We start from the raw sequence: 12793 nt of genomic DNA, 5'->3' as shown, positions 1-12793 counted from the left end.
TCCGGCCGGTAAATCAACAGCTCCGTCAGGCGTAAGCGACCCCCACCCAACCGTGCCGTCACAAACCGGCGCCTCTGGCGCGACCTCATCCGCCACGGCAAACCCGTCCGTGTCATGTCCGCGCCACAACCGGAGACGCCTAGGGTCTCGCCGTACTATATGCGGTATGTGTCCGACCGCCTCTTCAGGAGTGCCGGGCTTCTGGTATTCGGGAGACCCGGACCAGGAGCCCGGCAGAACCGTGCTCAAGGCCCTGCGGGACTACCGCGCCGCCGAACAGGAAATGCGCCGGCGGGCACGCGATTCACTGAGCATCAATGAGAAGGACATGCAGGCTCTTCGGTACCTGATGCGGGCACACGAGCAGGGAAACAGCTTGGGACCCACAGATGTGAGCCGTCTGCTCGCCATTTCCACCGCGTCGACCACCGCCCTGATCGACCGGCTGGTGAGCAGCGGACACATTCGGCGACAGCTCCATCCCACCGACCGCCGAGCTCTTGAACTGGTTCCCACGGAAAAGTCGAGCCGCGAAATGCGTGAGCTCCTTGGACCGATGCACGACCGCATGATGGCCGTGGCGGCGTCCCTCTCGACAGATGAAGCGGAGATCGTTGCAGGCTTCCTCCAGCGGCTCACCGATGTGGTCGATGAAAAACCAGCAGCCGCAGAGAACACCGGCGACGGCTCCGCCCCCTCCTAGCCTTCGGTTTTGGTTGACGCCCACGGCTTTCGCTAAGGCCTTCGGGTTCCGTCCACGCCCACGGTTCGATAGCGGCCAAAGCTTTCGCTAGCTGGGCCCTCGCCGTCGTCAGTCAGAGGCAACCCGCCGCACTGGGTACTCTGGAAGGGTGATGCAATCTCCGCTCCCCGTGCGCAACGGCGTGAACGCCACCCGCTTGCGATTGCCGGTTGAGGGCCCGTGGGACACTGCCATGGAGTACGTTCTGTCCCGCTTCGGCCATGTCGATCCGGACGGAATCGTGGACCGGTTTGCCCGTGGCGAAGTGGTAGGTGTGGGCGGAATTCCGCTGACGCAACGCACACCCCTGAACGAGCACACCTTCATCTGGTATTACCGTGAGCTTCCTCCGGAGAAGCGGCTGCCGGTGGAAATCAACATCCTGCACCAGGACGAGAACCTGCTGGTTGTCGACAAACCGCATTTTCTGCCCACCACACCCGGAGGGATGTATGTGGCCGAATCCGCGCTGGTGCGGCTTCGAGTGCAGCTGGACATTCCGGACCTCATTCCGATGCACCGGCTGGACCGGATGACGGCCGGAGTCCTGCTGTTTTCAACCAACCCGGAAACCCGTGGAAAGTACCAAACACTTTTCGAAAAACGGCGGATTTCCAAGGAGTACGAGGCTGTCGCTCCGGTGCGCACCGACCTTGAACTCCCGCGCATCGTCCGCAGCCGCATGATCAAGTCACGTACCTACCTGCTGGCGCAGGAGGTGGAGGGCGAACCGAATGCGGAAACACGCGTCGAGCTCCTGGAAGCGCACGACGGCGTGGGCAGGTACCGCCTGCAGCCGCATACCGGAAAAACCCATCAGTTGCGTGTGCATATGGCTTCACTGGGAATCGGCATCCTGAACGATTCGTTCTACCCGGAGCTCTTGCCGCAGGCACCTGACGACTACACCCGGCCGCTGCAGCTGCTCGCCCGCTCTGTTGAGTTTGTCGACCCGCTGACGAGGCAACCCGTGCAGTACCGAAGCGGACTGACGCTGGCCTGCGCGCCGCAGCCGCGGGACATCCGTTTGCCCCAGGAAGGCTGACCCGGAAACAGCTAAACCGGAAGCAGCCGGACCCGGATTCAACCGACTCATTCAATACTCACTCGATACCAACCGGCACGTCGCGGAATCCTGCCCGGGAAAGTTTTTCTGCCCATCGGTCTTGACTATAGGTAGGGTGAGTGAAAACTTCCGGGCAGCTCCTGCTGTCTCCGGCAGGGGAAGGACCCTGATGATTCCGCCGACGACGCCGTCCGGACCGCAGCGCGGGCCGAGAGAACAGCATGCTCCGGACACGCAGCGAGATGCTGAAAAACAGCTGTCTCCAGATCTAAAACAGCCGTTTCCCGATCTGCAGGACGGTCCGGCCCCCTCTCCGCCCCTGAGCGTATCCAGGGCAAACCCAGTCCGTAAACGGGTTGTTCAGCCCTCAGCACCCGAGCACCGGCCTCATCCGTCCGAACAGCCCGCATTGGTTCCCCACGCCTCCGCACCCGCGGAGGGCAACTCCCCCCGCTCCCTGCTCCGGCAACAACATTCTCCTCCCGTGGAGCCTCCCGAGCTGCGGAACGGCAAACAGACGAGGCGCGCAGCATCGGGTGCACCTTCTCCGGTGCAGAGCAAAATACCCGGATCGCAGCCGGCGGACCGGACGGCCCCATCGGTTGACCTCATCCGCAGGACGGCAGTGACCGCAGCGACAGCAGCGGTTGTGGCGTACACCGTTTCCGCCATCGTTTCAGCTGACACAGGCAATCGGTTCCCGGCGCTTGATCCGGAGGGTGCTCTTAGCCCGGCCGGATCCCTGGTGGCACCGGCCGCCATGGTGTGGTGGCTGTGGCTGCCGATGGTTGCCGGATGGTTCCTGTATGCGGTGTACCAGTGGCTTCCCCGGCACCGTACGAATCCCCGGCATACCTGGTTCGGCTGGCTGATTCTGGCAGCGGAGATCCTGGCGCTGGGCTGGCTGCTGGCTGCCGTTACCGGGGCAGCAACCGGCATGCTGATTGTCGGTGCGGCTCAAACCGCTCTGGGGCTGTTCAGCATTGCCCGCATCAACGCCAGACCGGCACCTACGTGGACTGAGGGCATCCTGACCGATGTGCCCCTTGGCATGTTCCTTGCCGCAGGCGTCTTCACACTCAGCACTTCCCTTGCCTTCCTCCTGACGCGCTCGGATGCAGATCTGGCCGGATGGGGCGGCAACACCTGGGCATCGGTCGCACTGATCACCGTGACCGTGGGAATAAACATCGTATGCATGACGGACCGGGGACACTTGTCCCTGGCGCTGGCAGCGGTTTGGGCACTGGGGTGCGTGGCCGCTGAACGGTTTAGCGCGGCACCGGAATCGTCTGTTGTCGGGGCAGCGGCAGCAGCAGCAGCTTTCCTCGTGCTCGTCTCGGCTGGTTCACGCCGGCATCAGGTGGACCATGAACGGCGGAGGAACGAGCGCCGCCTTCAGTAGCCGCCCACCTGCCTTGGACGTGCCGTTCTGTTCCTCATCCCGCCCCGGCTCACCCTCTCCCGCCGCCCAGCCCCGGCTTGCCCGCCCTTCTCCCAGCCCTGGCTTACCCTCTCCCGCCGCCCAGCCCTGGCTTACCCGCCCTCGATTAACCCACCCTCGATTTATCCGCCCGGTTTACCCGTCTCCGGCCCGGCTTACCCGTCTCCGGCGCGGCTTACCCTCCCCGCCCCAACCCGCCCGCCCCAACCTGCCAGCCGCCCTGCAGGAATACCCAGCAGACGGCAGTGGTTGCCGCCGGGTATGAAGATCATCGGTGTGGAAAAGTTCGGCGGCCCCGAGGCCCTGACAGCGATGGAGGTTCCGGAGCCGCACGCTGGGCCGGGAGAAGTGCGCATTCGCGTCAAGGCAGCAGCCGTGAGTCCGACGGATACCGTACTTCGGGCCGGAGGACAGGGCAAAGGAGATATCGGAATGCCGGCCGTTCCCGGAATGGACGCAGCAGGGATTATTGACGAGGTGAACGGCGCCGACGGATGGCAGGTCGGTGACAGAGTCATGACGATTGCCCTGCCCCTGGGCGCCCACGGCGGTGCCTATGCCGAATATCTGGTTGCGCCGGCAGACTCTCTGGCACATATTCCGGATGGTACGGATTTCGCCGAAGCTTCCACTCTTCCCATGAACGGTCTGACTGCAGTGCAGACCCTGGAAAAGCTCAACCTGCAGCCCGGACAGTCTCTTGCGGTAACGGGTGCGGCGGGAACGCTGGGCAATTATCTGGTGCAGCTGGCCAAGCAGGCAGGTCTGGTGGTGGTGGCCGACGCCGCCGGCAAAGACCGCGCGCTGGTTGCCGATCTGGGGCCGGATTACATGGTGGAGCGCGGTGACGATGCCGCACAGCACATCAGAGAGTTCTTCCCTGACGGAGTTGATGCGCTCGCCGATGCCGCCGTCATGAATGAAAAGGCTGTGCCGGCAGTGAAGGACGGCGGCGGCTTCGCAACGTTCCGCTGGTGGCAGGAAAACCCCGGCCGCGGAGTTACGGTTCATCCGGTTGCAGTCCGGGACGAATACCATTCAGGCCAAAAGCTGGAGGCACTGCGCCGTTTGGTGGAAGACGGCACACTGACTCTCCGGGTTGCTGACCGGCTGTCAGCAGACGACGCCGCAGAAGCGCACCGCAGGCTCGAAGCCGGTGGAGTCCGGGGACGCTTGGTGCTGCTCTTCTAGTCGCACGGAACAGAACCCCTCAGAGCGGAACCCACCGTCCCCGCTGCCGCCGCAGGACGCGCAGGCGTTCCGCCTCAGCCACGCCGTCCACCGCATGACGCATATTGGCTGCCGCCCGCTTCGCCTGGGAGTTCTCCAGCGACCATTCATTGTCCGGCACCATGAAACGCAGGGTGATGCGCGGTATGCCACTGACAATGTCGAGCTGGTTGGCTTCAACATGGTGGCTGGCTGCCAGAGCGGCCACGGCAGTCTCCATCACTGCTTCAGGGGGTGTGCCGGGTTTCAGCCCCGTAATATTCAGCTGGGCTCGGAAAGAAGGCATGAAAACAGGTTAGACGGTTACCGCGGTCCCGCGGTTTTCCCGCCTGCGTGCCCCTTCGTGCTCAGCCGGAAGGACCAAAACCTGCACCAGGACGGAATCCGGACCTGTTTTGGGCTCCGGCACCTCCCGCAAACCACGCCGTCGGGACAGCCGTCGCGGCTGTACGTCACCGCTTTCACGGACAGCACCTGCCTCAACGGCTGCTCCAACGGCTACTTCAACGGCTTTGACCGCAGCCCAACCGATTAGAGCTCGTTATCCTCCGGGCTGAAGTCAGCCAGAGGGTCACCGCCCAGGTGGGCCGGATCGTCGCTGCCATCTTCTTCATCCGCAGCGACTGGGTCGTCGAAATCGACATCGCTTGCCGCTTCTCCGATGGTGGGCACTTCCGGAGGAACCTGGGACTGCCCGTCTTCAAAGCGTTCTTCGGCGGTTTCATCCCGCAGCGTCTGGTCGGACAGGACACCGGGTTCGTTGAGCAGTGGATCTTCCTTCACCAGCGGGTCCTCCTGCCAGCGGTCCGGATTATCCTCCGCCGCCCCCGGGTAGTTCAGGTCTTCGGGGTCAATCAGCTCGTCGACGTTACTCAGGTCATCCGCATCCGTCAGATCCTCCAACGGAACGTCGGCTACCTCGTCAGGAGTCGCTACGTCGGCAATGTCGTCGGCCAGTGCGGGGTCGCTGCCCAGCTCGGGATCGGGAATGCTCTGCTCGTCCATCAACTCTGCCTTTCCGTCTGCGTTTGCCTGCCGGTCCCCGGGGTTTAAGACCGGGAGGTCCAGCAGACCCTCTTTAGTAAGCCTACTGATATCCCCTTCCCGGCACCACCTGAGGATTAAGCGTCTCGCGCGGCGCGCACAATTGTAGCCAAATTCCGCGGCATGTCGGGGGCTGACCCAATTACGTCACATTAGTTTGACGTAAAGGTCACCCTAAGTAAGGGTTACCTGAGTTACCCATTTGGAATAAACCGAGGGAGTCGCAGTGACCTTGCTGCACCACACTGAAGAGCGCTCTGACCTGGCCTCACAGGCAGAACTGGAAATGGCAGCCGCGAGCCAGCTGTTCAACGCTCACACCACCGGACGCTACAGGGCCGACGTCATGCAGGGCGTGGACCTGGTAGCGAAGACGGTTGCCGGGACCACCCGGCCATTCACCGGAATTCCGCCGGCCCGGCTGCTGCCGGCCGTGGACAGTGTTGACCTTGAGTCGCCGCTGCCGGATACCGCTGCAGCGCTGGAGGAACTGGCGGGCGTGTATCTGCGTGATGCGGTGTACTTCCACGACACGAAGTACGCCGCCCATCTGAATTGCCCGGTGGTGATCCCGGCGCTGGTCGGCGAAGCGATCCTCTCCGCAGTGAATTCTTCCCTCGACACCTGGGACCAAAGCGCCGGGGCCACACTGATCGAACGCCGGCTCATCAACTGGACGGCAGAGCGGCTCGGACTCGGCGCAGGCGCCGACGGCGTTTTCACCAGCGGCGGCACCGCCTCCAACCTGCAGGGTCTGCTGATTGCACGCAACCACGCGGTCGAGGAGCTGCGGCTCGACCCGCGGCATGACGGCCGGCGGCTCCCGGCACTGCTGGACGGCCTGCGCATCTTCACCTCGGAAGCCAGCCACTTCAGTATTTCCAAGTCCGCGTCACTCCTGGGACTGGGGTACGACGCCGTCGTGCCCATTCCCTGCGATTCTCACCGAAGGATGGATCCGGCCGCTCTTCGCACAGCCCTGGCGGAAAGCACCGGCCGCGGCGAAACGCCCATGGCCATCGTTGCCACTGCCGGAACCACAGACTTCGGCAGCATTGATCCGCTTGCCGCCGTTGCCGCCCTGGCCCGTGAGCACGGGGCCTGGCTGCACGTGGATGCCGCGTACGGCGGAGGGCTCATCACCTCACTGCGGTACCGGCATCTGCTGGAGGGAATCGAGGCCGCGGATTCAGTCACCGTCGATTACCACAAGACCTTTTTCCAGCCGGTCTCTTCCAGTGCACTGCTGGTTCGGAACGCGGCCTCGCTTGGACATGTGACCCTCTACTCGGACTACCTCAACCCGGAAAGTGCAGCGCGGGAACGGGTTCCGAACCAAGTCGACAAGAGTCTTCAGACCACCCGGCGTTTCGACGCGCTCAAGCTCTGGCTCACACTGCGGCTCATGGGCGCCGACGGCATCGGGCTCCTTCTCGACGCCGCCGTGGATCTGGCTGCGGAGGTTTCCGCCGTGCTCGCCGATGATCCAGACTTCGACCTTGCCGCACCTGCTCAGCTCAGCACCCTTGTCTTCCGCTACCTTCCCCCCGGCGTGGATGACGATAAGTCCGACGCCCTCAACCGGCACATCAGGAAGGAAATCTTTGCCTCGGGAGAGGCAGTGATTGCAGGAACTACGGTGGCCGGCCGCCACTACCTTAAATTCACGCTGCTGAACGCCGAAACCACTGTGGACGATGTTCGGGAAATCCTCACCCTGATCCGCTCTGCCGGAGACGCCTACCTGGCAGGAGCAGCCGCATGAAGCCCTCCCCTGTGACCGAAAACCGCAACGGTGCCGGCGACGGTGCCGCTGCGTCCGGCCGTCCCGCCGCCTCCGGCGCTCCTGCCGCGACCGACACCGTTGCCGCATCCGATGCCGCCGGCCCTCCGCGGCCGGGACACGTGCATGACGCCGTGGGCATCGGCGTCGGGCCCTTTAACCTCGGTCTCGCCGCACTCGCCGAGCCCATTCCCGATCTGGACCTCGTGTTTGTTGACCAGCGCCCGGGCTTTGACTGGCACCCGGGCATGATGCTGGACTCCGCGCACCTTCAGGTCCCGTTTATGGCGGATTTGGTGACGCTGGCCGACCCCACCTCCCCCTACTCCTTCCTGAACTTCCTGAAGGAGACGGGCCGGCTCTACCGCTTCTACATCCGGGAGAATTTCTATCCGCTGCGGGCCGAGTTCAACGCCTACTGCCAGTGGGTCGCAGACGCACTGCCCAACGTGCACTTCGGCGAGCGCGTCACGGAGGTGCGGTACGACGACGGCGTGTACTCCGTGCTTACCGACGGCCCCGGCGGCAAACAGGTGCGGTTGGGCCGCCGTCTGGTCCTGGGCACCGGCACCTCGCCGCATGTGCCTGCGGCAGCCCGGGAAATCATGGGGGCCGGCGGCCTGGTGCTGCACAACTCGGACTACTTGGCCCGCAAAGCCGAGCTGCAGTCCAGCTCCAGCATCACTGTGGTCGGCAGCGGCCAAAGCGCTGCAGAGATTTACCTTGATCTCCTGCAGGATCTGCCGGTACACGGGTATGAGCTGAACTGGGTCACGCGTTCCGGCCGTTTCTTCCCGCTGGAATACACCAAGCTGACCCTCGAGATGACATCACCGGAGTACGTGGACTATTTCCATGCCCTGCCCGAAACTACCCGTGACACTCTCGTGGCCGGCCAAAAGAACCTGTACAAGGGCATCGATTCGGAGCTGATCAACCACATCTACGACACCCTGTACGCGCAGAGCCTGGACAGGAAACCCCGAACCCGGCTGTTGACCCACATGGAGCTGCAGGAAGCACGGTACGATCCGGAAGCCGGCCGGCACACCCTGGCACTGCATCACGACGAGCAGGACCGGACACTCCTCCTGGAGACCGACGCCGTGGTCCTCGGGACCGGGTATGCCTACCGGGAGCCGGAGTTCCTGGCCGGAATCGGCGAGCGCATCCGCCGCGACCGGGCCGGCCGGTTCGATGTGGACCGAAACTACGGGATCGGCACCACGCACGGTGAGATCTTCGTCCAGAACGCGGAACTGCACACCCACGGTTTCGTCACCCCTGATCTGGGCATGGCGGCCTACCGCAATTCGGTGATCATCCGCGAAATGCTGGGCCGCGAGCACTACCGGGTGGAACGCGCCATTGCGTTCCAGGAGTTCGGTGTTGAGCCGGAGGACGCTGCGGCGACCGGGCCGGCCCGGACCTCAGCACCGCCCGCTGCCCGGGACGCGGCACCTGAGGGCGCCCTCCCCGAGTCGCTGCTGCCCGACGGCGATCGGATATCAGCATGAACTTCACCATCGTTCCCGTGGACGCCGTCCGCGATTCCCCGCTGCTGCACGGCTGGATGAGCCGCGACTATGCCCGTTTCTGGGGCATGCTCAACGCTTCCCGGTCCGATGTGGAAACCGAATACGCGCGAATAGCCGCCGACCCGCACCACCATGCCTGGCTGGGTCTGGAGGACGGCACTCCGGCGTTTCTAACCGAGTCCTACGCGCCGGAGCACTCACCGCTGGCGGGCCACTACTCCGTCCAGCCCGGCGACACCGGAATGCACCTGCTCGTGGGCCCTGCTGAACGTCCCCGGTCCGGATTCACCACTGCCGTGTTCCGGTCGGTCCTGGACTTCCTCTTCGCAGATCAACACACCGAGCGGATTGTCGTGGAACCGGACGTCCGCAACACCAAGATCGCCGCGCTGAATGCCCGAATGGGTTTCGTGCCCGCCGGCACCATCTCCCTTCCGGACAAGGACGCCCTGCTGAGTTTCTGCACCAGGGCCGACTACGTGCGAACCGGCGGCATGCCGGATGCTCCCGCTTCTTCGCCGTCCGCCGCCACCATTCAGGAGTAATCCCGTGACCATGATTTTTTCCCATACCGCTGGTTCAGATGCCGTTCCTTCCAGCGCAGTTCCTTCAGACACCGTTCCTTCAGACACCGTTCCTTCAAGCGCCGTTCCTTCCCCGGCCGCCGCCTCCGCTGCGCCGGACCGTGCAACGACGGCCCACCTGACACCGGACCGGTGGGAAGCTGCAAACCGGCACGTGATCCGCAAGGCCCTGGCTGAGTTTTCCCATGAACGCATCTTCACTCCGGAACCGATCACTACAGCTGCGGCTGCAACGGCTGCAACGGCTGCAACGGCAAAGGAAACCGCTGATTACCGTCTGGTGTCCGACGACGGCGCAGCCGAGTACCGTTTCAGCGCCCGGCTGCTCGAACTAGATCACTGGTCCATTCCCGGCACGAGCATTCACCGGTTTGCCGGCGGAACCGAAACCGCACTGGACGCCCTGGTATTCGTCACCGAGTTCTCGGAAACACTGGGAATCAACGAGCAGATGCTTCCCGTCTATTTGGAGGAGATCAGCAGCACACTGGCCTCGCACGCCTTCAAGAACTCGCCCGCCGCGCCGTCGTCGGCGACTCTGGCCCGCGGCGTAACCGAAGGCGCAGACCCGGCCGCAGACTTCCAGGCCGTGGAACAGTCCATGACCGAGGGCCATCCCTGCTTCGTCGCCAACAACGGACGCCTGGGCTTCGGTTCGGATGACTATTTGGCCTACGCGCCGGAAGCCGGAGCGCCGGTGCACCTGGAATGGATAGCCGTCCGCCGCGACCGTGCCGTCTTCACTTCCCTGCCCGGACTGGACTACCGCACACATCTCGAGGGCGAGCTGGGAGCAGCTGTCCTCGCCGGCTTCGATGCCGCACTCGCGGACCGCGGAGCCAGCCCCGCTGACTACCTCTACATGCCTGTGCACCCGTGGCAGTGGACCAACAAGCTCGCCGTCACCTTTGCCGCAGAGATTGCCCAGGGGCATCTGATCCGGCTGGGTTCCGGATCCGATGTGTATCAGGCGCAGCAGTCCATCCGGACATTCTTCAACCGGGCCCGTCCCGACCGCTGCTATGTGAAAACAGCCCTGTCCGTGGTCAACATGGGTTTCATGCGCGGACTCTCCCCCGAATACATGCTCGCCACCCCGGACATCAACGACTGGCTGGACAAACTGGTCCGCAGCGATGAAACCCTGCAGGCAGCCGGATTCAGCATCCTGCGGGAAAGCGCCGCCGTCGGCTACACCAACCGTTACTTTGAAGCCGGCGCACCCAAGGGATCGCCCTACCGCAAGATGCTCTCCGCCCTGTGGAGGGAAAGTCCGCTCCCCCGGCTGGACAGCGGTGAACAGCTGGCAACCATGGCGTCGCTGCTGCACACCGATGCGGCCGGCCGGCCGATGGTTTCAGCGCTCATCGAGCGGTCCGGTCTCAGTGCTCGGACCTGGCTCGAACAGTACCTTCAGGCGTACCTCGTGCCGCTGCTGCACTGCTTTTACGCCTATGAACTTGCCTACATGCCGCACGGCGAGAACCTGATCCTGGTGCTCCGGGACGGAGCGGTGCAGCGGACGATCATGAAGGACATCGCCGAGGAAATAGTGGTGACGGGTGACCGCACCCCGCTGCCCGAGAACTGTGCGAGGGTGCGGATCGAAATCCCTCAGGAGGACAAGATCCTGTCCATTTTCACCGATGTGTTCGACTGCATCTTCCGGTTCCTGGCGGCGTTGCTGGAGGAAGACGGGCAGCTGGAAACCCGGCAGTTCTGGGAAACGGTGGCGTCGGTGGTGCACCGATACCAGGACGCCCATCCGGAACTGGCTGACGAGTTCGCCGCCCACGACCTGTTCACCGGAGATTTTGTACTGTCCTGCCTGAACCGCCTGCAGCTGCGCAACAACCAGCAGATGCTGGACCTGAGCGACCCCTCCGGCGGACTTCAGTTCTCCGGCCGCCTTGCCAATCCGCTGGCGCAGTTCCGGCGCTGACGCCACCGCCGCCGCCCTCCCCTTTCCCGGGAGGGCGGCACCTTCTCGGGAAGCCGCGCCGCGGGAACCCTCCGTCGCAGGGCGGGCGGCGCTTCACGGTGAGGGCGGGTACCGCGGACCTAACGCAGCGCCGAAATTCCGGTGATGTCCCGGCCGACAATGAGGGAATTGATTTCGTACGAACCCTCATAGGTGTAGATGGCTTCGGCATCGGCAAAGACCTTGGCCATGCGGTAATCGGTCACGATTCCGTTGCCGCCGAGGATGCTGCGGCCCAAAGCCACTGTCTCGCGCATCTTGCGGCTCGCATAAGACTTGGCCAGGGCGGCCTGAGCCATTCCGTCCGAGGAACGCCGGCCGGCTGCCGAGGGATAACCGCCGCGTTCCAGCTCCGCGACCCTGGCGAGCATGCCCGTGCTCGCCACGGTGTTGCCCAGCATCCGCACCAACTGTTCCGTAATGAGCTGGAACGATGCCAAAGGACGGCCAAACTGCTGCCGTTCCACAGCGTAGGCACGGGCGATGTCGACGGCGGCCAGCTGGGCGCCAACCGCCTGCCAGCCCACCATGATCCGGGATCCGCGGAGCAGGTGCTTGATGTCCTCGAAGCTGTCGATGCCGGCGAGCCGGTCCGCTTCGGAAACGCGGACATCCGTCAGGGTGATGTCTGCGTTCTGCACGGTGCGCAATGCCGTTTTATTTTCGATCCTGCGCCGCTGCACACCCGGCAGCGAGGCGTCCAGAAGGAACCCGCGGACCTTCCCGCTCTCCGGTTCACGGGCCCACAGCAGCATGTAGTCGCAGAACGTCCCGTTGCCGATCCACCGCTTGCTGCCGTTGAGGAGCCAGGAATCCCCGTCCCGGACAGCCGTGGTTTCCATGCCCCCGGCGACGTCGGAACCGTGCTCCGGCTCGGTCAAAGCGAAGGCGCCGGTAATCCGCAGCGACAGCGCATCGGTGAGCAAGCGGTCCTTCTGGTCCTCCGACCCGAACGCGTGCAGGGCTTCCACGAAGAGGTCATGGTGGACCATGAAGAACGTTGCAATGGACGTATCAGTCCTGGTCATTTCGGCGATGACCAGCCCGGCAAACAGCGGGCTGTAACCCTGCTGCACGGGCGTGGACAGCTCCAGTGCGGCCAGCTTGGGCAGGATTTCGGACGGGAAGTACGCATCCCGCCACCACCGGGCGGCATGCGGGGCGACTTCTTCCGCCAGAAAAGTCCGCAGCTCGGCAAGCTTCTGCTGTTCCCGGGCGCTGAGCAGGTCTTCGAAGGCATAAAAGTCGGCATCCGGCAGGTTCAGGGCAGCCTCAGGGGATGCAGCGGCGGCCGGGGGTGCGGTAGGCCCCGGGGCTGCCGGCGTGTCAGGAGCTGCCGGTGTGCCAGGAGCCTCAGGAGCTGCCGGAGCCTCCGAAAGAT

The 12793-nt window shown here is 64.1% G+C and carries 11 protein-coding genes; 8 read left to right on the top strand and 3 right to left on the bottom strand.

From position 1 onward, the window contains the following. Window positions 1-166 precede the first annotated feature (166 nt). The 4 genes from M1D40_RS01505 to M1D40_RS01490 all read left to right on the top strand — a co-directional run bounded on the left by M1D40_RS01505 (window position 167) and on the right by M1D40_RS01490 (window position 4443). The gene (locus M1D40_RS01505; protein ID WP_461169950.1) at window positions 167-703 is read left to right on the top strand and encodes a MarR family winged helix-turn-helix transcriptional regulator; all 537 of its coding nucleotides are present in this window, start codon (window positions 167-169) and stop codon (window positions 701-703) included. A gap of 151 nt (window positions 704-854) precedes the next feature. Further along, the gene (locus tag M1D40_RS01500; protein ID WP_461169949.1) at window positions 855-1787 is read left to right on the top strand and encodes an RluA family pseudouridine synthase; all 933 of its coding nucleotides are present in this window, start codon (window positions 855-857) and stop codon (window positions 1785-1787) included. Between the two features lie 646 nt (window positions 1788-2433). Beyond that, a complete protein-coding gene (locus M1D40_RS01495; RefSeq protein WP_461169948.1) occupies window positions 2434-3213 on the top strand; it encodes a hypothetical protein in 780 nt (259 codons plus the stop codon). A 300-nt stretch (window positions 3214-3513) separates the two neighbouring features. Beyond that, on the top strand, window positions 3514-4443 hold the full coding sequence (locus M1D40_RS01490) for an NADP-dependent oxidoreductase (protein ID WP_341395400.1): 930 nt from the start codon (window positions 3514-3516) through the stop codon (window positions 4441-4443). 19 nt (window positions 4444-4462) lie between these two features. Here M1D40_RS01490 and M1D40_RS01485 read toward each other — a convergent pair whose 3' ends face one another. Together M1D40_RS01485 and M1D40_RS01480 are read right to left on the bottom strand one after the other, a co-directional pair. After that, a complete protein-coding gene (locus M1D40_RS01485; RefSeq protein ID WP_341395399.1) occupies window positions 4463-4768 on the bottom strand; it encodes a hypothetical protein in 306 nt (101 codons plus the stop codon). A gap of 245 nt (window positions 4769-5013) precedes the next feature. Next, complete coding sequence (locus tag M1D40_RS01480; protein WP_461169947.1) at window positions 5014-5487, bottom strand: hypothetical protein; 474 nt, start codon at window positions 5485-5487, stop codon at window positions 5014-5016. Window positions 5488-5812: 325 nt separating this feature from the next. Between M1D40_RS01480 and M1D40_RS01475 the strand changes: the two genes are divergently transcribed. The 4 genes from M1D40_RS01475 to M1D40_RS01460 are packed head-to-tail and all read left to right on the top strand — an operon-like array spanning window position 5813 to window position 11373. Then, window positions 5813-7291 carry a pyridoxal phosphate-dependent decarboxylase family protein gene (locus M1D40_RS01475; protein WP_461170979.1) on the top strand — a complete coding sequence of 493 codons (1479 nt, stop codon included), beginning with the start codon at window positions 5813-5815 and terminating at the stop codon, window positions 7289-7291. Beyond that, complete coding sequence (locus tag M1D40_RS01470) at window positions 7288-8826, top strand: lysine N(6)-hydroxylase/L-ornithine N(5)-oxygenase family protein (protein WP_461169946.1); 1539 nt, start codon at window positions 7288-7290, stop codon at window positions 8824-8826. Before M1D40_RS01475 ends, M1D40_RS01470 begins: the two co-directional genes overlap by 4 nt. Further along, window positions 8823-9392 (top strand): GNAT family N-acetyltransferase, encoded by a 570-nt coding sequence (locus tag M1D40_RS01465; protein ID WP_461169945.1) that lies wholly within the window; start codon window positions 8823-8825, stop codon window positions 9390-9392. The genes M1D40_RS01470 and M1D40_RS01465 overlap by 4 nt, the downstream gene beginning before the upstream one ends. Window positions 9393-9402: 10 nt before the next feature. Next, window positions 9403-11373, top strand: coding sequence for an IucA/IucC family protein (locus M1D40_RS01460; protein WP_461170978.1), 1971 nt, complete (start codon window positions 9403-9405; stop codon window positions 11371-11373). Between the two features lie 119 nt (window positions 11374-11492). Here the strand turns inward: M1D40_RS01460 and M1D40_RS01455 are convergent, their stop codons facing one another. Then, window positions 11493-12677: an acyl-CoA dehydrogenase family protein gene (locus M1D40_RS01455; protein WP_461170977.1), complete on the bottom strand. Its 1185-nt coding sequence runs from the start codon at window positions 12675-12677 to the stop codon at window positions 11493-11495. Between the last annotated feature and the right edge of the window lie 116 nt (window positions 12678-12793).

The sequence above is a fragment of the Arthrobacter sp. Z1-15 genome (assembly GCF_054792395.1).
The sequence above is the reverse complement of the archived record's forward strand: the minus strand, read 5'-3'. Positions and strand labels throughout refer to the sequence as shown.